Here is a 20,484-nt window from a genome sequence, read left to right on the forward strand (position 1 = left end):
CCTAGGTTCGAATCAAGTGGCCGCTGGCCGCGAGTAACTTTCCATCCAGTAAAGCACCTTGCTCGCCGAGTGATAAACGACCCTCGGCAAACCAGCGTACGGCCAGCGGATAGATCAGGTGTTCCTGAACGTGGACCCGCTGCGCCAGACTCTGCGGCGAATCGTGCAACTCTACCGGTATTACTGCCTGTACGACCAGTGGTCCGCCATCGAGTTCCTCGGTGACGAAGTGCACGGAGCAGCCGTGTTCCGTGTCGCCGGCTTCCAGCGCGCGCTGATGAGTGTGTAACCCTTTGTATTTGGGTAGCAGCGAGGGATGGATGTTGAGCAGGCGACCTTGGTAGTGGCGCACGAAGTCAGCGCTGAGAATGCGCATGAAGCCGGCCAGTACCACGAGTTTGGGGTTGAACGCGTCGATCAGATCGATCAGCGCGGCATCGAAGGCCTCGCGGCCGTCGAAAGCCTTGTGATCCAGGGTGCGGGTGTCGATACCCGCGTCCGTGGCGCGTTGCAGGCCGTAGGCGTCAGCGCGGTTGGAAATCACCGCAGCGATGCGGGCCGGGCTGTCGCCGGTCCGCGTGCTGTCGATCAAGGCCTGCAAGTTACTGCCGGTGCCGGACAACAGCACCACCACATCACAGGTCTGGGACATCCGCTCTTGCATCAGTGTGCCTTGAGGTTCTTCAGTTCAACCTGAGCCGCGCCTTCGGCAGCGGTGGAAATCTGACCGATCACCCAAGGCTGCTCGCCGGCTTCGCGCAGGACGTTCAGGGCGGTTTCAACGTGCTCTTGAGCGACGCAGATGACCATGCCGACGCCGCAGTTCAGCACGCGGTGCATTTCGTTTTCGTCAACGTTGCCTTTCTCTTGCAGCCAGTCGAACACGGCAGGACGGGTCCAGCTCGCGACGTCAACCACCGCTTGTGCGCCTTTTGGCAGAACGCGCGGGATGTTGTCCAGCAGGCCACCACCGGTGATGTGGGCCATGGCTTTGACGGCGCCGGTTTCCTTGATCAGCTTGAGCAGCGGCTTCACGTAGATACGGGTCGGGGCCATCAGCAGGTCGGTCAGTGGTTGGCCGTCGAGTTGGATGTTTTCGATGTCGGCACCGGACACTTCGATGATCTTGCGGATCAGCGAGTAGCCGTTGGAGTGCGGGCCGGAAGACGGCAGGGCGAGCAGGGCATCGCCGGCAGCGACTTTCGAACCGTCGATGATTTCGGATTTTTCCACGACGCCGACGCAGAAGCCGGCCAGGTCGTAGTCTTCGCCTTCGTACATGCCTGGCATTTCAGCGGTTTCGCCGCCGACCAGGGAGCAGCCGGACAGTTCGCAGCCAGCGCCAATGCCGGTCACGACTTGGGTCGCGGTTTCGACGTTGAGTTTGCCGGTAGCGTAGTAGTCGAGGAAGAACAGCGGCTCGGCGCCGCAGACCACCAGGTCGTTCACGCACATGGCAACCAGGTCGATGCCGATGCTGTCGTGTTTGTTCAGGTTCAGCGCCAGACGCAGCTTGGTGCCGACGCCGTCGGTGCCGGAAACCAGCACGGGCTGCTTGTAGCCGGCCGGGATTTCGCAGAGGGCGCCGAAACCGCCCAGGCCGCCCATGACTTCCGGGCGCGCAGTGCGCTTGGCGACGCTCTTGATGCGTTCGACCAATGCTTCACCGGCGTCGATGTCTACACCGGCGTCCTTGTAGCTCAGGGAGGGTTGCTTGCTCATGATCCAGGCCTTTAGGGGGGATTCAGGGGTAACGACCGAGTCCAGTGGGACCACCGAAACTGACGAAGGCGATTGCCAGGCGCATATTTCAGGGTGCCCGGCTGTTGCCGGTCTGCGAAGGCGCGCGATTTTATCAGGCTTGAGGGGCAGCGGCCATCCTCAGGCCGACGGCAGGGGCATATCGGCTTAAAAAAACCTTTATTGCCCGTGTTGGTCGCCTCCTTCATGGCTGTATAAGGTATCCCTATTAACCGTCTATCGTTACGACAGTGCAAAAACTTACCGGGGTCGGGTGAATGTTTTGCTGGGGGGCGTGGTCACAGCCTTGCTCAATATGGTTCACGCGGCCTGTTCCAGCCGCTCTTGTCGTCAGGAATCCTCCATGCGTTTTTTTTCTAGATATTTGTTTGCGGGCTGTTTGTCATTGGTCAGCCTGGCGAGTCATGCCGAGACCGTCAAAAACCTGTATCAGGTGCGTCAGCCTGTCAGTGGTCAATCCCCTGAGGTGCGCGATCAGGCGACCCAGCAAGCGCTGGATACGTTGGTGTTGCGTCTGACCGGTGATCCCAAGGCTGCGCAAAGCCCGGGGTTGGCGGCACTGCGCAAGGACCCGCAGCAGATCATCAGTCAGTACGGCTTTGACGCCGGCCCACCGGAAGTGCTGAAGGTCGATTTCGACCCGGCCACCACCGAGCAAGCGTTGCGCCGTGCCGGGCTGTCTCTGTGGGGGGCGAACCGGCCTTCGATCCTCGGCTGGTGGTTGAACGATTCCACCGAGGGTTCGAGCCTGGTGGGCGATGGCCAGGCCAGTGCTGCACCGCTGCGTCGAGCAGCACAACACCGTGGTTTGCCGCTACGCCTGCCGCTGGCCGATCTGAATGAGCAGATTGTCGCCACTGCACCGAATCTGGAAGGTGCGGACGCAACGCCACTGCGCGGGGCATCGGAGCGTTACAACGCTGACGCTTTGCTCGCGGTGCATGCCCGTGAAGAGGGCGGCCAGTGGCAGGCCAAGTGGCAGTTGTGGCTGGGCGACAAGAAGGAGGCGGGCAGTGTTCAGGGCGCGGATCAGGCTGCTGTGGCTGATGCGGTGATGCTGGCGGTCAGTCAACGGCTGGCGCCTCGGTTTGTGGTCAAGCCAGGTGCTTCGGGCGAACAATTGCTCGAAGTGCAGGGCATGAATCTGGAGCGTTACGCGGCGCTTGGGCGCTTGCTGGAGCCGTTTGGTGCGCGTCTGCAAAGTGTCGACGGCGACCGGATTCTCTATCGGGTCAATGGCAGCGCCGAACAGTTGAAGGCGCAATTGTCACTGGCGAAGTTGCAGGAGGTTCCGGCCGGTGAAGCGCCGGCGCCAGCCGCACCGGTTCAGCCGGCCGAGGGTTCGGCGCCAGTAGTAGCGCCCACGCCGGCACCTGTGCCGCAGTTGCGATTCCGTTGGTAACGGTTTTCTTTCTTTATATAGATGCATAGGGAGTTGTACATGGCCGATACGCGGCGTTGGTTCTGGTTGGGCGGGATAATCCTGCTCTGCGCGTTTGTCTGGCTGTTGCATCCGATCCTGACGCCGTTTCTGGTGGCGCTGCTGTTGGCTTATCTGTTCGATCCATTGGTGGATCGGCTGGAGAAGGCCGGGCTGTCTCGCACCTGGGGCGTGGTGGCGGTGTTTGCGCTGATTACCTTGATCTTCACGACATTGCTGCTGGTGTTGGTGCCGATGCTCGCCAAGCAGCTGTTTCGCTTGTACGAACTGGCGCCGCAGATGCTCGATTGGTTACAGAACACCGCGCTGCCGTGGGCGCAATCGAAGTTCGGGTTATCGGATGGCTTCTGGAAATTCGACAAACTCAAGGCTGCGATCAGCGAGCACATGGGCCAGACCACCGACATTGTCGGTGTGGTGCTGAGTCAGGCAACGGCTTCCGGTCTTGCATTGATTGGCTTGCTGGCGAATCTGGTGCTGATCCCGGTGGTGGCCTTCTATCTGCTGCGGGACTGGGACCTGATGATGGCCAAGATCCGCAGCCTGCTACCCCGTGATCGCGAAGAGCGCGTTGTGATCCTGGCGGGTGAATGCCATGAGGTGTTGGGTGCGTTCGTGCGCGGACAGTTGCTGGTGATGGTGGCGTTGGGCGTCATCTACGCGGCGGGCCTGATGCTGGTGGGGCTGGAATTGGGGCTGTTGATCGGTTTGATTGCCGGCCTGGCGGCGATCGTGCCGTACATGGGGTTTGTCATCGGAATTGGCGCGGCCTTGATAGCCGGGTTGTTCCAGTTTGGTGGCGATCTGTATCCCATGATCGGTATCGTCGCGGTGTTCATGGTCGGGCAGGCGCTGGAAGGCATGGTGCTGACGCCATTGCTGGTGGGGGACCGGATTGGTCTGCACCCGGTGGCGGTGATCTTCGCGATTCTGGCAGGGGGTGAGCTGTTCGGTTTTACCGGTGTGCTGCTGGCGCTGCCAGTGGCGGCGGTGATCATGGTGTTGGTGCGCCACGTGCATGATTTGTATAAAGATTCTGGTATGTACAGCGGTGTTGATGAGCCCGAGCTTTAAGGGTAATGCTGTTCACTTAAGCTCGGGGTTTCCAGGCACACACTTGCGTAGCGAGGGGGCGGTGGATCAAGCGCAAAAGCGAGGCGGCCGACCGACTTGGCTTTTGTTGATCGTGTACATATCCGTTGCTGCGGTCACGGCCGCCTATGGTTCCGCTTTTACAGCCATCCCTTTCAAGGTCTTTGATAAAATCCTCAAAACTCCAGTCAGGACGGCGAGACGATGTGGGCAGAAGTTTTAGCGCGGTTCGAGAAAAAAGCGCCGGCCAGTGTCATGGCCAAATTGGTTTTGGAGCAGGCCGTTGCGGCAGAGTGGGTTGATCAGGTGTTCGAAGAACATCGTCAGCGCCAGTACCCGCGCGAGCTTTTGTTTTCGACCATTATTGAGCTGATGTCCCTCGTTTCACTGGGTTTGCGACCCTCGCTACATGCCGCGGCGCGGCAGATGGAAGATCTTCCCGTCAGCTTGGCGGCGCTTTATGACAAGGTCAGCCGCACGGAGCCCGCGCTGCTGCGTGCGTTGGTAGTCGGCAGTGCGCAACGCCTGGCTCCGACGATTGAAGAATTGGGCTGCTCGGCCATTTTGCCTGGCTGGCAACTGCGGGTGGTTGACGGCAACCACCTGCCTTCCAGCGAAAAACGTCTGGGCGCGTTGCGCCGTGAACGAGGCGCCGCCCGGCCTGGTTTTTCGGTCGTGGTTTACGACCCTGATCTGGACCAGGTCGTCGATCTTCAGCCCTGTGAAGATGCTTATGCCAGTGAGCGCGTCGGCGTGCTGCCGTTGCTGGAAAACGCCAGTAGGGGCCAGTTGTGGATGGCTGATCGGCTCTATTGCACGCTCCCGGTCATGGAGGCCTGCGAAGACGCTGGCGCTTCTTTCATTATTCGTGAGCCGAGTAAGCATCCGCGCCTGCTTCAGGAAAGCGACTGGCAAGAACCTGTCGCGGTCGAGGCGGGAAGCGTGCGCGAGCAAACCATCGAAGTGAAAGGCGGACGTCAGTGGCGGCGTGTTGAACTGAACCTGCAAAAAGCTACCGAATCAGGCGACACCATGCTGTTGTTCTGGAGCAACTTGCCCGACACCATCACCGCTGAGCAAATCGCCGATTTGTATCGTCGTCGCTGGAGTATCGAAGGGATGTTCCAGCGCCTGGAATCGGTGCTGGACAGTGAAATCGAAAGCCTGGGCAACCCCAAGGCCGCCCTGCTTGGATTTGCGTCCGCTGTGTTGGCTTATAACGTTTTGTCCGTGCTTAAGCGCAGCGTCGAACAGGCTCATCGCCAGACCCAGCCTGAAGATTGGGAAGCATCGATCTTCCACCTGACGGTACAGGTACGCAGCGGTTACGAGGGCCTGCAGATCGCCTTGCCGCCAGAGCACTTAGCCATCCCGATCCGCTCAGGAGGGCTGGCTCAGCACTTGCTGGCGCTGGCTAAAAACATCCCGCCCAAATCCGTCGCCAAAAGCAAACGAGGTCCGAAGGTGCCTAAACCCAAGGAATGGCTGGAAGGCAAGGCAGTGAATGCTCACGTGTCGACAGATAGGGTGCTCAAGGCCGCCAAGGTCAAAAGACCTTGAAAGGGATGGCTTTTACAGCGGGTCACTTGGAAGAGCGCCAAGTAACCAAGCGCTCTTGCCCCTGACGTTCGGTGCCTCGCTATTGCTCGGCATGCCCTCGCTCCGGTCCTGCTCCGTGGGCCCGCCGCCATCGGCCATCCATGGCCGGGGGCGGCTAACCCGGCATCCATGCCGGGTTGCCCACTGCGCAGAACCTGCGCTCGGCCTCTCGAGGGGGCGGTGCATCAAGATCAAAAGCTGCTGGCGAGCTAACGCTCGGCCTGTTGAGTGGTGAAAAGCACGTGTACGTCGATCTGCTTTATGTGGGAGCGAGCCTGCTCGCGAAGCTGTTGATCTTGCTGTTGCTGTTGCTGTTGCTGTTGCTGTTGCTGTTGCTGTTGCTTTGGCTTCAGATCTGCCGCCCCTTTCCCAGAGGCCGAACGCAGGCGTTGCGCAGGGGGCACCGCGGCAAGGATGCCGCGGTAGCCGCCCCCGGCCATGGATGGCCGATGGCGGCGGGCCCCCGGAGCAATGCCGGAGTGAGGGCATGCCGAGCCTAGGCGAGGCACCGAACGAAAGGGGCAAAAGCGCTTTGGTTACTTTCGCGCTTTTCGAAAGTGACTCGCTGTAAAAGCGAAACCGCCAGCCGCCGTGACCGCAGAAACGGATATGTACCCAACCTAAGGTCTCTGATCACCCGTCGCGGGCAGCCTGGTTCATCGCCAGGTTGACCCGAATCCCTCGCGCGGCTGTCACATGCGCCGCCAAAGAAACTGTCATAAAACCAGTGTGTTAACGCAAACCTTTGATTTTGCTTGTGGTCTGTCGCATTGTGCGGCCAGCTTCACGGGTATAAACTTCGCAAACTTTACACAGAGGCCACTAACGGTTCCTTTGGAACTGTTCAGTCAGCATGAAACCGATTCAGCTGCCCCTAGGTGTGCGTCTGCGTGATGACGCTACCTTTATCAATTACTACCCAGGCGCCAATGCCGCTGCACTCGGCTATGTCGAGCGGCTATGCGAAGCCGACGCTGGTTGGACCGAAAGCCTGATTTATCTTTGGGGCAAGGACGGGGTAGGGCGTACGCACCTGTTGCAGGCGGCCTGCCTGCGCTTCGAACAACTGGGGGAGCCGGCGGTGTATTTGCCGTTGGCCGAGCTGCTCGATCGTGGCATCGCCATCCTCGACAACCTCGAACAGTACGAACTGGTCTGCCTGGATGATTTGCAGGCGGTAGCCGGTCGGGCGGATTGGGAGGAGGCGCTGTTCCATCTGTTCAATCGTCTGCGTGACAGCGGTCGACGCCTACTGATCGCCGCTTCGACGTCCCCGCGCGAACTGCCGGTGAAGCTGGCGGACCTCAAGTCCCGTCTGACGTTGGCGTTGATCTTTCAGATGCGTCCGCTCTCCGACGAAGACAAATTGCGTGCCTTGCAATTGCGCGCATCTCGTCGCGGTCTGCACTTGACCGATGAAGTCGGGCATTTCATTTTGACCCGCGGTACGCGCAGTATGAGCGCGCTTTTCGAGCTGCTTGAACGCCTCGATCAGGCCTCCCTTCAAGCTCAGCGCAAGCTGACGATCCCCTTTCTGAAAGAAACGTTAGGCTGGTAAAACCCAAGCCTGTCGCGGGTTACGGCATATTTCAGGCGTCAACAATTGCGCTTCCCTACAGGGTTGCAGGCTGCGCGAACGTCTAAAACGGGCTTAAGCGCTTAGATGTAAACGAGAAACCGATAAGTCACATCAAGATCGATTGAATTTGCAAATGAGGTTGATAGTGGGCATAGTCTCGCCTTCTTTAGAACTATCAGCCACGGTCGTGCCCATGCTAAATCGCTTTGCACCCCTCGTGCCCCTCGCACTCGTTACCCTGTTGTTCGGTTGCGCTGCTCACTCTCCAGTGTCCCAGCAAGAGCAGCAACAGCAGGCAAAAAATGCTGTTACCGCCCAATCTTCTGTTCTTTATCAGCAAGCGCTTGAACAGGAAGAGGCGGCCACCGAAAAAGAATTGGCAGACTTCGCCGGCGGCAAGTCGTACCAGCTTCCGGTTCTGGCCGACAGTATCCTCGAACGCGGCATGTCCCTGATCGGTACCCGTTACCGATTCGGCGGCACCTCCGAAGCCGGCTTTGATTGCAGTGGCTTCATCGGTTACCTGTTTCGTGAAGAAGCCGGCCTGAACCTGCCACGCTCCACTCGCGAAATGATCAACGTGGACGCTCCGTTGGTTTCGCGCAGCAAACTGGAGCCTGGCGACTTGCTGTTTTTCGCCACCAATGGCCGTCGCGGCCGCGTCAGTCACGCCGGGATCTACCTGGGTGACAACCAGTTCATCCATTCCAGCAGCCGCCGCAGCGGTGGTGTCCGGATCGATAGCCTGGGCGACAGCTACTGGAGCAAGACCTTCATCGAAGCCAAGCGCGCACTGGCAATGGCGCCAACTGCAGCCCCGACTATCGTCACGGCTCGCAAGTAAGCGGACATTTTGTAAGGTGAACTTAAAGTCTTACTTGAAGTTTGCCGCGTAGCCGCTAGAATCCTGATCTATTATTGATGGCAAACCGCCTGCGTCCTGCGCAGGCGGTTTTCTTTTCTGTCCTCCCGGCAGAAAAAGCCGCAGCCAGATCAGGATGTTCTGCCTATGTCGACGTCGGCCCGCCTCGCAATCATGTTCTTCGCAGCGCTGCTCAGCGCCTGCGCCAGCCGTACACCGCCTCCTGCGCCAGTGGTTCGCGCGCCCATTGTTTTCGGTTCCTCCCAAGCATTCTCCCCTGAGGCAGAAGACGTATTGTTCCGCGCGCTCGGCCTGGTGGGTACGCCGTATCGTTGGGGTGGCAACACGCCGGATTCGGGTTTCGATTGCAGCGGACTGATCGGTTATGTCTACCGTGACGTCGCCGGCATTTCTCTGCCGCGTACCACGCGCGAGATGATCAGCATGCAGGCGGCCAGTGTGGGCAAGGAAGGTCTGCAAACTGGTGACCTGATCTTCTTCGCCACCAATGGCGGTTCTCAGGTCAGCCACGCCGGGATTTACGTCGGTGAAGGTCGCTTCGTCCATGCGCCAGCCACCGGCGGCACGGTGAAGCTCGACAGCTTGTCCAAAGCTTACTGGCAGAAAGCCTATCTGAGTGCCAAGCGCGTCTTGCAACCTGAGCACTTGGCACGCAACCCCTAAATTGCAGAGGTTGTCATGACCGCTCGCACACTCAATCTCGACGATTCCCTGTATCAATACCTGCTCGACGTTTCTCTGCGCGAAACGCCGCTGCTCAAGCGTCTGCGTGACGAAACCCAGGCGCTGCCCATGGCTCGCTGGCAAGTGGCGCCGGAGCAGGGCCAGTTTCTTGCGCTACTGGTGAAACTCACCGGCGCCAAGCGTCTGCTGGAAGTCGGCACCTTCACCGGTTACAGCGCCTTGTGCATGGCGGCTGCATTGCCGGATGACGGCTCGCTGATTTGCTGCGACATTCCTGGCGACTACAATGCCACCGCACGCCGTTACTGGCAGGAGGCGGGGTTAACCGAACGAATTGACCTACGCTTGGCGCCCGCGCTGGAAACCCTGGCTCAGCTGGATCAGCAAGTGCCATTCGACCTGATCTTCATCGATGCCGATAAAGCCAACTACCCACGCTATCTGGAGCACGCATTACGTCTGCTGCGCGTCGGCGGTCTGGCGGTGTTCGATAACACGCTGTGGAGCGGCCGGGTACTTGAGGACAATCCCGAGAGCGAAGACACTCGAGCCATCCAGGCGCTCAATCGCGCCTTGAAGGATGACTCGCGTGTCGACCTGTCGTTGTTGCCGTTGGGTGATGGGCTCACGCTCTGTCGCAAACGCTAAACCCTAGGTCCCTGTGGGAGCGAGCTTGCTCGCGATAGCGGTGGGTCAGGCGACATCGATGTTGAGTGGATTGCCCTCATCGCGAGCAAGCTCGCTCCCACAGGGTATGTGGGTTGCAGTTATTTAGTGGCAGAAACCCGCCACACCTTGTTGCCCACGTCATCCGCCACCAACAAATCACCCTGCTGATCAATCACCACGCCTACCGGACGGCCCATGGCTTTTTCCTCGTCATTGAGGAAACCGGTGAGCACATCAATCGGCTGCCCGATCGGTTTCCCTGCGCTGAACGGTACGAAAATCACTTTGTAGCCACTGTGCGGCTTACGGTTCCACGAGCCATGCTGGCCGATGAATGCACCTTCCTTGAACTGCGCCGGCAGCGTGTTACCTTCAGCGAACGTCAGGCCCAGCGAGGCGGTATGCGGGCCGACCGCGTAGTCCGGAGCAATGGCCTTGGCCACGAGGTCGGGGTTTTGCGGCTCGACGCGGATGTCGACGTGCTGACCGTAATAACTGTAAGGCCAGCCGTAGAACCCGCCGTCCTTCACTGACGTGATGTAGTCCGGCACCAGGTCGCTGCCGATTTCGTCGCGCTCGTTGACCGCTGTCCACAATGCGCCGCTCCGAGGTTCCCAGGCCAGGCCGTTTGGATTACGAATCCCCGAGGCGAAGATTCGATGATTGCCGGTGGCGCGATCCACTTCCCAGATCGCCGCGCGACCTTCTTCCTTGTCCATGCCGTTTTCGGCCACGTTGCTGTTGGAGCCCACCGTGACGTACAGCTTGCGGCCGTCCTTGCTGGCGATGACGTTTTTGGTCCAGTGATGATTGAGCGTACCGCCTGGCAGGTCGATCACCTTCATCGGCTGTGACTTGATCGCCGTCTCGCCGTTTTCATAGTGGAAGCGCAGCAAGCGGTCCGTGTCGGCGACGTACAGGTCATTGCCGACCAGGGTCATGCCGAAGGGCGAGTTGAGGTTTTCCAGGAACACCGTGCGGGTTTCGGCGATGCCGTCGTGGTCCTTGTCCCGCAGCAGCGTGATGCGATTCGGGCTCGGTACTTTGGCGCCGGCACGGCCCATGACTTTGCCCATGACCCAGCCACGAACGCCTTTGCCGTCATCGGGTTTGGGTGGTGCGTTGGTTTCGGCCACCAGCACGTCGCCGTTGGGCAGCACGTAGAGCCAGCGTGGGTGATCGAGACCTTCGGCAAAAGCCGCGACCTGAGTCCCTGTCGCGGCGATGGGTTTCGTGCCGTCCGGCCAGCCGATCGCCGGGGCGATGTTTACCGTCGGAATCAGGGTCTTGTTCGGTTCTGGCAGCTTGGGTGACGGGCCGAAGCCGTCGGAGACTTGCAGCCTGGCGGTTTCACCACAGGCGGCAAGCCCTCCGGCGAGCACGATGACGAGAACGAGCGGGGGCTTGCGCATGCTGATCTTCCCTATGAATGCATTGACCTAATCAATAGAGAAGCACAGGTGCGCGATGGTTCAACCGGTCAGCCGCGGGCTTCCTTGAACAGCACGGCAATGCCGGGGTGATAGTTGCCGGCTTCGTTGCGCAACTTGCGATACGCGTAGGGGAAATACCAGGCCACCGCGCAGGTGTGTTCCTTTTGCAGGTCGTCGACCATGTCCTGGAGTTCTTCCGGAGTAGCGCTTTGTTGAGCCTTTTGTGGCGCGACGAACAGGCAGCCGAGTTTCAGGTCGCTGGCGTAGCTGATGCGTTTGGCATCGCTGGTGATGTCCTGCAATGCTTGAGTCAGGTTCAGGCTGTTGACGCGTGGCCAGCGCTGGGTCGCCTGAAGGTAAGCGCGTTCTTCGCGGGTCGCGATAAACAGATCGGCACGGCCATTGCGTTCGCCTTCTTCGGTCTGTTTACGGGTCGGCGTTTGTTGCAACGTCACCATTTCCGCCATCCACGCAGCGGCGGACAGCAGGCTCAGGTTGGCTTTTTCATCGAACCAGTAAGGCGTGTCGTTATCGCCGCGCACGGCGTTGTAGCGGTCGATACAGTCAAACCAGCGTTCCAGCACCGGGCGCAGGAATTCCAGCTTCGGATTGCTGATGATCATGCCTTGCATGTGGCTCACCCTTGTTATTGTGTTGTGAGATTGTGGCTCTTTGATATCACTGCTGAGAGTGTGGCACAAGATTGGCGTCAGATAATTGATCGACGGCAGTTATTCGCTCGCAGGCCGCCCGTCTTCAATTGACGCTCCATCCCCAACCCTCTAACCTTCGCGGCTTGTTTCAGGTGCTCTGTGGCCTTGGTCGACTGAGTGAAACAGGGAAGCCGGTGAGTGACTCTCTTCAAGCGACGAAGAGCCATGATCCCGGCGCTGCCCCCGCAACGGTAAATGAGTGAAGGCTGCGCCTTGAGCCACTGTGTCGAGTGTCGACATGGGAAGGCGCGCAGTCAGGCTTCACGCCGCTCATGAGCCCGGAGACCGGCCTGATCCATCCAGCGGCATCACGGTGGGCGATGCCAGGCTTCTTGCCGTCTATTCTTGTGCCTGCCCGCCGTTATCCAGCCTCAACGGAGAGCTCCCCCATGACTGATACCCCCGATCGTGACGAACGTCATCTGGCGCGCATGCTGCGAAAAAAAGCCGTGATCGACGAACGCATCGCCAATTCCCCGAATGAATGCGGCCTGCTGCTGGTGCTGACCGGCAACGGCAAGGGCAAAAGCAGTTCGGCCTTCGGCATGCTCGCCCGGTCCATGGGCCACGGCATGCAGTGCGGCGTGGTGCAGTTCATCAAGGGGCGCAACAGCACCGGCGAAGAACTGTTCTTCCGGCGCTTCCCGGAACAGGTGCGTTTTCATGTGATGGGCGAGGGCTTCACCTGGGAAACCCAGGATCGCCAGCGTGACATCGCCGCTGCTGAAGCCGCCTGGGCGGTGTCCCGCGAATTGCTGCGTGATCCGTCGATCGGCCTGGTGGTGTTGGATGAGTTGAACATTGCGCTCAAGCACGGTTATCTGGATCTCGATCAAGTGCTCAGCGACTTGCAGACCCGTCCGCCGATGCAGCACGTGGTGGTCACCGGTCGCGGCGCCAAGCCGGAGATGATCGAACTGGCCGACACGGTCACCGAAATGGGCGTGATCAAACATGCGTTCCAGGCCGGGATCAAAGCGCAAAAAGGCGTCGAGTTGTGAGCTGCACTTTATGAATAGCCATCGTCAATGCCCGGCGGTACTGATTGCCGCGCCGGCCTCCGGTCAGGGCAAGACCACCGTCACCGCCGCGCTGGCCCGTTTGCATCGCAATCAGGGGCGCAAGGTTCGCGTGTTCAAGTGCGGCCCGGACTTTCTCGACCCGATGATTCTCGAGCGCGCCAGCGGTGCGCCGGTGTATCAACTGGACATGTGGATGGTCGGCGAACAGGAAAGTCGTCGTCTGTTGTGGGAAGCCGCCGGCGAAGCCGACCTGATCCTCATCGAAGGCGTCATGGGGCTGTTTGACGGTACGCCGTCCAGCGCTGATTTGGCGCGGCATTTCGGTGTGCCGGTGCTCGGTGTGATCGACGGCACCGCCATGGCCCAGACCTTTGGTGCACTGGCGTTGGGATTGGCGCGCTATCAGCCGGATTTGCCGTTTGCCGGTGTGTTGGCCAACCGCGTCGGCACCCTGCGTCACGCGCAATTACTGGAAGGCAGCCTTACTGAAGGTTTGCGCTGGTACGGCGCGTTGTCCCGGGAAACCGGGATCGAATTGCCGAGTCGTCATTTGGGTCTGGTTCAGGCCAGTGAGTTGAACGATCTCGATCTGCGCCTCGATGCGGCGGCCGATGCGCTGGCCAGCAGTTGCGAGGTCGCGCTGCCACCGGCGGTGGAATTCGCCGCGCCTGATGTGATCGCTGCCGAGCCGTTGTTGGCCGGTGTGCGAATTGCCGTGGCCCGAGATGAAGCGTTTGCCTTCACCTACGGCGCCAGCCTGGATTTGCTGCGGGCCATGGGCGCTGAGTTGTCGTTTTTCTCGCCGATCCGAGACACGCAATTGCCGGAGGCAGACAGCCTCTATCTGCCGGGCGGTTATCCCGAACTGCACCATGTGGCACTGTCACAGAACAGCACAATGCTGACCGCAATCCGTGCTCACCATGCGGCGGGCAAACCGTTGTTGGCCGAGTGCGGCGGCATGCTGTATCTGCTCGATTCTCTGACGGATGTCGAGGGCACTCGCGCTGAATTGGTCGGCTTGCTGGCGGGGGACGCGGTGATGCAAAAGCGTCTGGCCGCGTTGGCGTTGCAGGCGGTCGAATTGCCGGAAGGTTCGTTGCGCGGGCACACCTATCACCACTCGTTGACCAGCACCGAATTGGAGCCGATTGCCCGGGGCCTGAGCCCTAACGGCGGGCGCGGGGCGGAGGCGGTTTATCGTCAGGGGCGGATGACCGCCTCTTATGTGCACTTCTATTTCCCGTCCAATCCATCGGCGGTTGCCGCGCTATTTGCGCCTGACCAAAACCCTGTGGGAGCGAGCTTGCTCGCGAAGAGGCCATGACTGACAACGCCTTCTCCGAAGCTGAACGCGCGGCAGTCTACCGAGCCATCGGCGAACGCCGCGACATGCGCCATTTCAGCGGCGGCACCGTCGAGCCGCAATTACTGCGGCGCCTGCTCGAAGCGGCGCATCAGGCACCGAGTGTCGGCCTGATGCAGCCCTGGCGGTTCATCCGCATCAGCGATCGAGCCCTGCGCGGCAAGATCCAGCTACTGGTGGAAGAAGAACGTATCCGCACCGCCGAAGCCCTCGGCGAGCGCACCGACGAATTCATGAAGCTGAAAGTCGAAGGCATCAACGACTGCGCCGAAGTGCTGGTCGCCGCGCTGATGGACGATCGCGAGCGCCATATCTTCGGCCGTCGCACTTTGCCGGAAATGGACATGGCCTCGTTATCCTGCGCGATCCAGAACCTCTGGCTGGCTTCCCGCGCCGAAGGACTGGGCATGGGCTGGGTGTCGCTGTTCGAGCCGCAAGCCCTGGCGGACCTGCTGGGTTTGCCGGCCGGTGCCAAGCCCTTGGCCGTGCTTTGCCTGGGGCCGGTCAAGGCATTCTATCCGGCGCCGATGCTGGTACTCGAAGGCTGGGCGCAGGCGCGTCCGCTCAGTGAGCTGCTGTATGAAAATTATTGGGGAGTGAGTCAATGAGTGTGGCGTTGTTGAGTGTCGCCGCGGTTGCGCTGGATGCGCTGCTGGGTGAACCCAAACGCTGGCATCCGCTGGTGGCGTTCGGCCGTTTTGCCGATCGCATCGAGCAACGTTTCAATGGTGAAGGTCGTGGCTGGCGCAGCCATGGTGTCACCGCTTGGGTGATTGCAGTGTTGCCGCTGACCCTGCTGGCCACGGCGTTTTCCTGGGCGCCCTATGTCGGCTGGATCGTCGAGATTCTCGTGCTCTATTGCGCCCTCGGCATGCGCAGCCTTGGTGAACACGTCGAACCGGTGGCAAAGGCGCTGCGCAGCGATGATCTGGACGAGGCGCGCAAGCGTGTCGGTTATCTGGTCAGCCGCCAGACCAGCGAACTGGATAAAACCGAAGTCGCCCGCGCCGCCACCGAATCGGTGCTGGAGAACGGCAGCGACGCGGTGTTTGCCGCGTTGTTCTGGTTTGCCGTGGCCGGCGCGCCCGGTGTGGTGCTCTACCGTTTGAGCAACACCCTTGATGCGATGTGGGGTTACCGCAACGAACGCTTCGAACGTTTCGGCTGGGCGGCGGCAAAGATCGACGACGTCCTCAACTACATCCCTGCACGCCTGGTGGCGCTGACCTACGCGCTGCTGGGCAAAACCCGACTCGCTCTGAAGTGCTGGCGCACCCAAGGTCCGACCTGGGACAGCCCGAATGCCGGGCCTGTGATGGCGGCCGGTGCCGGTGCGCTCGGTGTCGAGTTGGGCGGGGCGGCGATTTATCACGGTGAACTGCATCAGCGTCCGCAACTGGGCGAAGGCATGCCGGCGGACGCCGACTCCATCGACCGCGGCTGGCAATTGGTCCAGCGCGGGGTATGGTTATGGTTGCTGATCCTCTGCGTGGGGGCTGAATTTTATGCTTGAGCACGGTGGTCGGTTACGCAAGGCGGCGCTCGAATACGGCATCGCCGAAGCCGATTGGCTCGACCTGTCCAGCGGCCTCGCGCCCTGGCCGTTTCCGGTCCCGGAGATCCCGTTGCGGGCCTGGGCGCGTTTGCCGGAAACCGATGACGGTCTGGAGCAGGCGGCCTGTGATTATTACGGCGCCGCTCAGGTGCTGCCGGTGGCCGGCTCGCAAATGGCGATCCAGTTGCTGCCGCGTTTGCGCCGGGCGGGCAAGGTCGGCGTGCTCTCGCCGTGTTACGCCGAACACGCCGAAGCGTGGCGACGCAATGGCTACATCGTGCGTGAAGTGCTGGAGCAGGAAGTCGACTTCTATCTCGACAGCCTCGACGTGCTGGTGGTGGTCAACCCGAACAACCCAACCGGCCTGAGCCTGACACCGAGTCGGTTGCTCGACTGGCACTCGCGGCTGGCCCAGCGCGGTGGCTGGCTGGTGGTGGACGAGGCGTTCATGGACAACACACCGCCGCTGAGCCTGGCACCTTTTGCCCATCAGGTCGGGTTGATCGTGCTGCGTTCCTTCGGCAAGTTTTTCGGTCTGGCCGGTGTGCGCCTCGGTTTCGTGCTGGCCGAGCGCAAGTTGCTCAAATTGCTGGCCGAGCAAGTCGGACCGTGGGCGGTCAGCGGGCCGACGCGGGTGCTGGGTCAGGCTTGTCTGCTGGATACCGAAGGGCATGCCCGGCAACGGGTTCGCGCTGAAGAAGCCAGCGAGCGTCTGGCGCTGCTGCTTGAACAGCACGGCTTCACACCCCAGGGTGGCTGCGCCTTGTTTCAATGGCTGATCACCGAACGCGCCGAAGCACTGCATGAGTTCATGGCCCGGCGCGGCATTCTGCTGCGCTTGTTCACGCACAACAGCAGCTTGCGTTTCGGCCTGCCCGCCGATGAAGCCGACTGGACACGTCTCGCGCAAGCGTTCGAAGCCTACGCTAGGGAAACCCAATGACTACGTTGATGGTGCAGGGCACCACGTCCGACGCCGGTAAAAGCACGCTGGTGACGGCATTATGCCGCTGGGTCACGCGTCAGGGCGTCAGCGTCGTGCCGTTCAAGCCGCAGAACATGGCGCTCAACAGTGCCGTGACCGCCGACGGTGGCGAGATCGGTCGCGCGCAAGCGGTACAGGCTCAGGCCGCCAACCTTGAGCCGCACACCGACATGAACCCGGTGCTGCTCAAACCCAACAGCGATACCGGCGCCCAAGTGATCATCCATGGTCGCGCGGTCACGACGATGAACGCGGTCGCGTATCACGACTACAAAGCCATCGCCATGCAAGCGGTGCTGGCCTCTCATGAACGGCTGAGCGCGGCGTATCCGGTGGTCATGGTCGAAGGCGCGGGTTCGCCGGCCGAGATCAATCTGCGTGCCGGTGACATCGCCAACATGGGCTTTGCCGAGGCGGTGGATTGTCCGGTGGTGTTGATCGCCGACATCAATCGAGGCGGGGTTTTCGCGCATCTGGTGGGCACGCTGGAACTGCTGTCATCCAGCGAGCAGGCGCGAGTCAAAGGCTTCATCATCAACCGCTTTCGCGGTGACATCGCCTTGCTGCAACCGGGCCTCGACTGGCTGGAATCCCGCACCGGCAAACCGGTGATTGGCGTGCTGCCTTACGTGATGGACCTGCACCTGGAAGCCGAGGACGGCATCGATCAGCGTCAGACCGACAAGGCTGACCAGGTGCTGAAAGTGCTGGTGCCGGTGCTGCCGCGCATCAGCAACCATACCGATTTCGATCCGCTGCGCTTGCATCCGCAGGTGGATCTGCAATTCATCGGCCCCGGCCAGGCGATTCCCCCGGCCGACCTGATGATTCTCCCTGGCTCTAAAAGCGTTCGCAGCGACCTCGCGTATCTGCGGGCCAATGGCTGGGACACCGCGATCAGTCGTCATCTGCGTTATGGCGGCAAAGTGCTGGGCATCTGCGGTGGCCTGCAAATGCTCGGTGAACAAGTACACGATCCGCTGGGCCTCGAAGGCGCACCGGGTTCCAGTGCCGGTTTGGGCTTGCTGGCGTTCGAAACGCAGCTCGAAGAAGAGAAGCAATTGCGCAATGTACGCGGGCGTCTGGCGCTGGAAGACGCACCGGTCAGCGGCTATGAAATTCATGCCGGCGTGACCACCGGGCCGGCATTGGAAAACGCCGCGGTGCAGCTGGACGATGGTCGCTGCGACGGTGCGCAAAGCGTGGATGGGCAGATTTTCGGCACCTATCTGCATGGGCTGTTTGAATCGCCCGCGGCGTGCAGTGCGCTGTTGCGCTGGGCAGGTTTGCAGGCGGTGCAGGACGTGGATTATCACGCGTTGCGTGAGCGCGATATCGAGCGGCTGGCGGATCTGGTGGAGAAGCATCTGGATATCTCGCTGCTGCGGGAGCTCTGTGGGATTTGAGGTGACTGCACCGGCCCCATCGCGAGCAAGCTCGCTCCCACAGGTTCCGTGTGCGGACCAAAAATCTGTAAACAACCTCGATCCTTGTGGGAGCGAGCTTGCTCGCGATGAGGCCTGTCGCTACACCGCTAATTAAAAGGTTATGAACATGCTGCAACTAATCCTCGGCGGCGCCCGTTCCGGCAAAAGTCGCCTGGCCGAAAAACTTGCCTCCGACAGCGCTCTGGCAGTGACTTACATCGCCACCAGTCAACCGCTCGACGGTGAAATGAACGAGCGGGTCGCCCATCACCGCGCCCGTCGTCCGGCCGAATGGGCGTTGATCGAAGAGCCTGTGGAACTCGCCCGCGTCCTGCGCGAAACCGCCAGCGCCGATCGGTGCCTGCTGGTGGATTGCCTGACGTTGTGGATGACCAATCTGCTGATGCTCGACGACACCGAACGTCTGTCTGCCGAGCGTGAGGCGTTGCTGGACTGCCTGGCGTCCTTGCCGGGTGAAATCATTTTTGTCAGCAACGAGACCGGAATGGGTGTCGTGCCGCTGGGCGAATTGACCCGCCGCTATGTCGATGAAGCCGGTTGGCTGCATCAAGCGTTGGCCGAGCGCTGTGAGCGAGTCGTCCTGACCGTCGCCGGCCTGCCCCTGACTTTGAAAGGAACTAAGTGATGACTCACTCCTGGTGGCTGAACCCCTGCAAGCCGATCGATGCTCAAGCGGTCGAGCAGGCGCAGGCCCGTCAACAGCAGCTGACCAAGCCTGCCGGCTCCCTCGGACGGCTTGAGTCGGTGGCCGTGCAATTGGCCGGGTTACAGGGGCAGGTCAAGCCGAGACTCGATCAGCTGTGGATCGCGATTTTTGCCGGTGATCATGGCGTGGTTGCTGAAGGGGTGTCGGCATTTCCTCAGGAAGTTACCGGGCAGATGCTGCACAACTTCGTCAGCGGTGGCGCGGCGATCAGCGTGTTGGCGCGGCAACTCGGGGCCTCCCTGGAAGTGGTCGACCTCGGGACCGTCACGCCGTCGTTGAATTTGCCGGGTGTGCGTCACTTGAACATCGGCCCGGGCACAGCGAATTTCGTCGAAGAGTCGGCGATGACGCCGGCTCAAGGCGAACTCGCTTTGCAAGCCGGTCGCGACAGCGTGCAGCGCGCCATCGCGGCGGGTGCGCAGTTGTTTATTGGTGGCGAGATGGGCATCGGCAATACCACCGCGGCCAGCGCGTTGGCCTGTGCCTTACTCGATTGCCCAGTGGTGCATCTGGCCGGGCCGGGCACGGGTTTGAATGCTGCGGGTGTCAGCCATAAAGCTCTGGTTATCGAGCGCGCTTTGGCACTGCACAGCGCTCAGCGTGGCGATGCGCTGCAAACCCTGTACAACCTCGGCGGTTTTGAAATCGCTGCGCTGGTCGGCGCGTATCTGGCGTGTGCCCAGGAAGGCGTCGCGGTGCTGGTGGACGGGTTCATTTGCAGCGTCGCGGCATTGGTGGCGGTGCGATTGAATCCTGAATGCCGTCAGTGGCTGTTGTTTGGTCATCGCGGCGCCGAGCCGGGTCATCGTCATGTCCTGGAAACCCTGAATGCCGAACCGCTGCTGGACCTCGGCCTGCGTCTGGGCGAGGGCAGTGGCGCTGCGTTGGCCGTGCCGTTGCTGCGTCTGGCGTGCGACCTTCACGGGCAGATGGCGACTTTCGCCGAGGCCGCCGTGGCGGACCGTCCGGCATGACCTTGCGCCTGGACCTGTTGCGCCACGGCGAAACCGAACTCGGCGGCGGCTTGCGCGGCAGCCTCGACGATGCGCTGACCGAACAGGGTTGGGCGCAGATGCGCGCGGCGGTGGTCGAGCAGGGGCCATGGGATCGTTTGGTCAGCTCGCCCTTGCAGCGTTGTGCGCGATTTGCACAAGAACTCGGCGCGCAACTGGGTTTGCCAGTGCAGTTGGATAAAGACTTGCAGGAGCTGCACTTCGGCACCTGGGAAGGGCAGAGCGCCGCGACGCTGATGGAAACCGATGCCGAGGCGTTGGGATTGTTCTGGGCCGACCCTTATTCGTTTACGCCGCCTCAGGGTGAGCCGGTCGTGGATTTTTCGACGCGGGTGTTGGCGGCCGTTGAGCGCTTGCATGCCGCCTACGCCGGCGAGCGGGTGTTGCTGATCAGTCACGGCGGGGTCATGCGTTTGCTGCTGGCTCAGGCGCGGGGTTTGCCTCGTGAGCAGTTGCTCAACGTCGAAGTCGGGCATGGCGCGTTGTTTTCGCTGTCGGTCGAATCCGGCGTGTTGTTAAGGGAAGCGACCTGACC

Annotated in this window: 20 protein-coding genes and 1 riboswitch; of the genes, 16 read left to right on the forward strand and 4 right to left on the reverse strand. The window is 61.0% G+C overall.

The features are described from left to right. Nucleotide 1: 1 nt before the first annotated feature. On the reverse strand, nucleotides 2–652 hold the full coding sequence (purN, locus tag ACYZT7_RS09670; RefSeq protein WP_462040838.1) for a phosphoribosylglycinamide formyltransferase: 651 nt from the start codon (nucleotides 650–652) through the stop codon (nucleotides 2–4). Between the two features lie 11 nt (nucleotides 653–663). Then, nucleotides 664–1,722, reverse strand: a complete 1,059-nt coding sequence (gene purM, locus ACYZT7_RS09675; protein ID WP_461973425.1) for a phosphoribosylformylglycinamidine cyclo-ligase — start codon at nucleotides 1,720–1,722, stop codon at nucleotides 664–666. A 382-nt stretch (nucleotides 1,723–2,104) separates the two neighbouring features. Between purM and ACYZT7_RS09680 the strand changes: the two genes are divergently transcribed. From ACYZT7_RS09680 to ACYZT7_RS09710, 7 genes are all read left to right on the forward strand, one after another. After that, the gene (locus ACYZT7_RS09680) at nucleotides 2,105–3,163 is read left to right on the forward strand and encodes a DUF2066 domain-containing protein (protein WP_449645666.1); all 1,059 of its coding nucleotides are present in this window, start codon (nucleotides 2,105–2,107) and stop codon (nucleotides 3,161–3,163) included. Between the two features lie 39 nt (nucleotides 3,164–3,202). Then, complete coding sequence (locus tag ACYZT7_RS09685; RefSeq protein ID WP_461965060.1) at nucleotides 3,203–4,276, forward strand: AI-2E family transporter; 1,074 nt, start codon at nucleotides 3,203–3,205, stop codon at nucleotides 4,274–4,276. 273 nt (nucleotides 4,277–4,549) lie between these two features. Beyond that, nucleotides 4,550–5,854 carry an IS4 family transposase gene (locus ACYZT7_RS09690; protein WP_462040829.1) on the forward strand — a complete coding sequence of 435 codons (1,305 nt, stop codon included), beginning with the start codon at nucleotides 4,550–4,552 and terminating at the stop codon, nucleotides 5,852–5,854. Nucleotides 5,855–6,746: 892 nt separating this feature from the next. Next, a complete protein-coding gene (hda, locus tag ACYZT7_RS09695; RefSeq protein ID WP_008148645.1) occupies nucleotides 6,747–7,451 on the forward strand; it encodes a DnaA regulatory inactivator Hda in 705 nt (234 codons plus the stop codon). A gap of 214 nt (nucleotides 7,452–7,665) precedes the next feature. Continuing rightward, entirely contained in the window at nucleotides 7,666–8,316 is a 651-nt protein-coding gene (locus ACYZT7_RS09700) for a C40 family peptidase (protein ID WP_449645669.1), read from the forward strand. A gap of 165 nt (nucleotides 8,317–8,481) precedes the next feature. Next, entirely contained in the window at nucleotides 8,482–9,018 is a 537-nt protein-coding gene (locus ACYZT7_RS09705) for a C40 family peptidase (RefSeq protein ID WP_123364619.1), read from the forward strand. 15 nt (nucleotides 9,019–9,033) lie between these two features. After that, nucleotides 9,034–9,687 carry an O-methyltransferase gene (locus ACYZT7_RS09710; RefSeq protein ID WP_449645670.1) on the forward strand — a complete coding sequence of 218 codons (654 nt, stop codon included), beginning with the start codon at nucleotides 9,034–9,036 and terminating at the stop codon, nucleotides 9,685–9,687. Between the two features lie 119 nt (nucleotides 9,688–9,806). Here the strand turns inward: ACYZT7_RS09710 and ACYZT7_RS09715 are convergent, their stop codons facing one another. Next, nucleotides 9,807–11,120 carry a PQQ-dependent sugar dehydrogenase gene (locus ACYZT7_RS09715; RefSeq protein WP_462040839.1) on the reverse strand — a complete coding sequence of 438 codons (1,314 nt, stop codon included), beginning with the start codon at nucleotides 11,118–11,120 and terminating at the stop codon, nucleotides 9,807–9,809. Nucleotides 11,121–11,188: 68 nt separating this feature from the next. Continuing rightward, on the reverse strand, nucleotides 11,189–11,773 hold the full coding sequence (locus ACYZT7_RS09720) for a hypothetical protein (protein ID WP_449645672.1): 585 nt from the start codon (nucleotides 11,771–11,773) through the stop codon (nucleotides 11,189–11,191). Nucleotides 11,774–11,927: 154 nt separating this feature from the next. Beyond that, nucleotides 11,928–12,162: riboswitch (cobalamin riboswitch) on the forward strand. An 81-nt stretch (nucleotides 12,163–12,243) separates the two neighbouring features. On the opposite strand from ACYZT7_RS09720, the gene cobO reads away from it, so the two are divergent. The 9 genes from cobO to cobC all read left to right on the forward strand — a co-directional run bounded on the left by cobO (nucleotide 12,244) and on the right by cobC (nucleotide 20,482). After that, the gene (cobO, locus tag ACYZT7_RS09725) at nucleotides 12,244–12,855 is read left to right on the forward strand and encodes a cob(I)yrinic acid a,c-diamide adenosyltransferase (protein WP_462040840.1); all 612 of its coding nucleotides are present in this window, start codon (nucleotides 12,244–12,246) and stop codon (nucleotides 12,853–12,855) included. Nucleotides 12,856–12,865: 10 nt separating this feature from the next. After that, nucleotides 12,866–14,203 (forward strand): cobyrinate a,c-diamide synthase, encoded by a 1,338-nt coding sequence (locus ACYZT7_RS09730; RefSeq protein ID WP_462040841.1) that lies wholly within the window; start codon nucleotides 12,866–12,868, stop codon nucleotides 14,201–14,203. Beyond that, nucleotides 14,200–14,850 carry a 5,6-dimethylbenzimidazole synthase gene (bluB, locus tag ACYZT7_RS09735; protein WP_462040842.1) on the forward strand — a complete coding sequence of 217 codons (651 nt, stop codon included), beginning with the start codon at nucleotides 14,200–14,202 and terminating at the stop codon, nucleotides 14,848–14,850. The genes ACYZT7_RS09730 and bluB overlap by 4 nt, the downstream gene beginning before the upstream one ends. Next, entirely contained in the window at nucleotides 14,847–15,755 is a 909-nt protein-coding gene (gene cbiB / locus ACYZT7_RS09740) for an adenosylcobinamide-phosphate synthase CbiB (RefSeq protein ID WP_462040843.1), read from the forward strand. The genes bluB and cbiB overlap by 4 nt, the downstream gene beginning before the upstream one ends. Further along, complete coding sequence (cobD, locus tag ACYZT7_RS09745) at nucleotides 15,748–16,740, forward strand: threonine-phosphate decarboxylase CobD (RefSeq protein WP_449645676.1); 993 nt, start codon at nucleotides 15,748–15,750, stop codon at nucleotides 16,738–16,740. The genes cbiB and cobD overlap by 8 nt, the downstream gene beginning before the upstream one ends. Then, nucleotides 16,737–18,188: a cobyric acid synthase gene (locus ACYZT7_RS09750; RefSeq protein ID WP_462040844.1), complete on the forward strand. Its 1,452-nt coding sequence runs from the start codon at nucleotides 16,737–16,739 to the stop codon at nucleotides 18,186–18,188. The genes cobD and ACYZT7_RS09750 overlap by 4 nt, the downstream gene beginning before the upstream one ends. Before the next feature lie 148 nt (nucleotides 18,189–18,336). After that, nucleotides 18,337–18,855, forward strand: coding sequence for a bifunctional adenosylcobinamide kinase/adenosylcobinamide-phosphate guanylyltransferase (gene cobU, locus ACYZT7_RS09755; protein ID WP_449645678.1), 519 nt, complete (start codon nucleotides 18,337–18,339; stop codon nucleotides 18,853–18,855). Beyond that, nucleotides 18,855–19,910 carry a nicotinate-nucleotide--dimethylbenzimidazole phosphoribosyltransferase gene (gene cobT / locus ACYZT7_RS09760; RefSeq protein ID WP_462040845.1) on the forward strand — a complete coding sequence of 352 codons (1,056 nt, stop codon included), beginning with the start codon at nucleotides 18,855–18,857 and terminating at the stop codon, nucleotides 19,908–19,910. The genes cobU and cobT overlap by 1 nt, the downstream gene beginning before the upstream one ends. After that, on the forward strand, nucleotides 19,907–20,482 hold the full coding sequence (gene cobC / locus ACYZT7_RS09765) for an alpha-ribazole phosphatase family protein (RefSeq protein ID WP_462040846.1): 576 nt from the start codon (nucleotides 19,907–19,909) through the stop codon (nucleotides 20,480–20,482). Before cobT ends, cobC begins: the two co-directional genes overlap by 4 nt. The last annotated feature ends 2 nt before the right edge of the window (nucleotides 20,483–20,484 follow it).

Source organism: Pseudomonas sp. RT4P38 (genome assembly GCF_054897765.1).

Excerpts from the sequence above, each read along its gene's own strand:
- purN (WP_462040838.1), bottom strand. The coding sequence starts at position 652 with ATGTCCCAGACCTGTGATGTGGTGGTGCTGTTGTCCGGCACCGGCAGT.
- purM (WP_461973425.1), bottom strand. The coding sequence starts at position 1,722 with ATGAGCAAGCAACCCTCCCTGAGCTACAAGGACGCCGGTGTAGACATC.
- ACYZT7_RS09680 (WP_449645666.1), top strand. The coding sequence starts at position 2,105 with ATGCGTTTTTTTTCTAGATATTTGTTTGCGGGCTGTTTGTCATTGGTC.
- ACYZT7_RS09685 (WP_461965060.1), top strand. The coding sequence starts at position 3,203 with ATGGCCGATACGCGGCGTTGGTTCTGGTTGGGCGGGATAATCCTGCTC.
- ACYZT7_RS09690 (WP_462040829.1), top strand. The coding sequence starts at position 4,550 with ATGGCCAAATTGGTTTTGGAGCAGGCCGTTGCGGCAGAGTGGGTTGAT.
- hda (WP_008148645.1), top strand. The coding sequence starts at position 6,747 with ATGAAACCGATTCAGCTGCCCCTAGGTGTGCGTCTGCGTGATGACGCT.
- ACYZT7_RS09700 (WP_449645669.1), top strand. The coding sequence starts at position 7,666 with ATGCTAAATCGCTTTGCACCCCTCGTGCCCCTCGCACTCGTTACCCTG.
- ACYZT7_RS09705 (WP_123364619.1), top strand. The coding sequence starts at position 8,482 with ATGTCGACGTCGGCCCGCCTCGCAATCATGTTCTTCGCAGCGCTGCTC.
- ACYZT7_RS09710 (WP_449645670.1), top strand. The coding sequence starts at position 9,034 with ATGACCGCTCGCACACTCAATCTCGACGATTCCCTGTATCAATACCTG.
- ACYZT7_RS09715 (WP_462040839.1), bottom strand. The coding sequence starts at position 11,120 with ATGCGCAAGCCCCCGCTCGTTCTCGTCATCGTGCTCGCCGGAGGGCTT.
- ACYZT7_RS09720 (WP_449645672.1), bottom strand. The coding sequence starts at position 11,773 with ATGCAAGGCATGATCATCAGCAATCCGAAGCTGGAATTCCTGCGCCCG.
- cobO (WP_462040840.1), top strand. The coding sequence starts at position 12,244 with ATGACTGATACCCCCGATCGTGACGAACGTCATCTGGCGCGCATGCTG.
- ACYZT7_RS09730 (WP_462040841.1), top strand. The coding sequence starts at position 12,866 with ATGAATAGCCATCGTCAATGCCCGGCGGTACTGATTGCCGCGCCGGCC.
- bluB (WP_462040842.1), top strand. The coding sequence starts at position 14,200 with ATGACTGACAACGCCTTCTCCGAAGCTGAACGCGCGGCAGTCTACCGA.
- cbiB (WP_462040843.1), top strand. The coding sequence starts at position 14,847 with ATGAGTGTGGCGTTGTTGAGTGTCGCCGCGGTTGCGCTGGATGCGCTG.
- cobD (WP_449645676.1), top strand. The coding sequence starts at position 15,748 with ATGCTTGAGCACGGTGGTCGGTTACGCAAGGCGGCGCTCGAATACGGC.
- ACYZT7_RS09750 (WP_462040844.1), top strand. The coding sequence starts at position 16,737 with ATGACTACGTTGATGGTGCAGGGCACCACGTCCGACGCCGGTAAAAGC.
- cobU (WP_449645678.1), top strand. The coding sequence starts at position 18,337 with ATGCTGCAACTAATCCTCGGCGGCGCCCGTTCCGGCAAAAGTCGCCTG.
- cobT (WP_462040845.1), top strand. The coding sequence starts at position 18,855 with ATGACTCACTCCTGGTGGCTGAACCCCTGCAAGCCGATCGATGCTCAA.
- cobC (WP_462040846.1), top strand. The coding sequence starts at position 19,907 with ATGACCTTGCGCCTGGACCTGTTGCGCCACGGCGAAACCGAACTCGGC.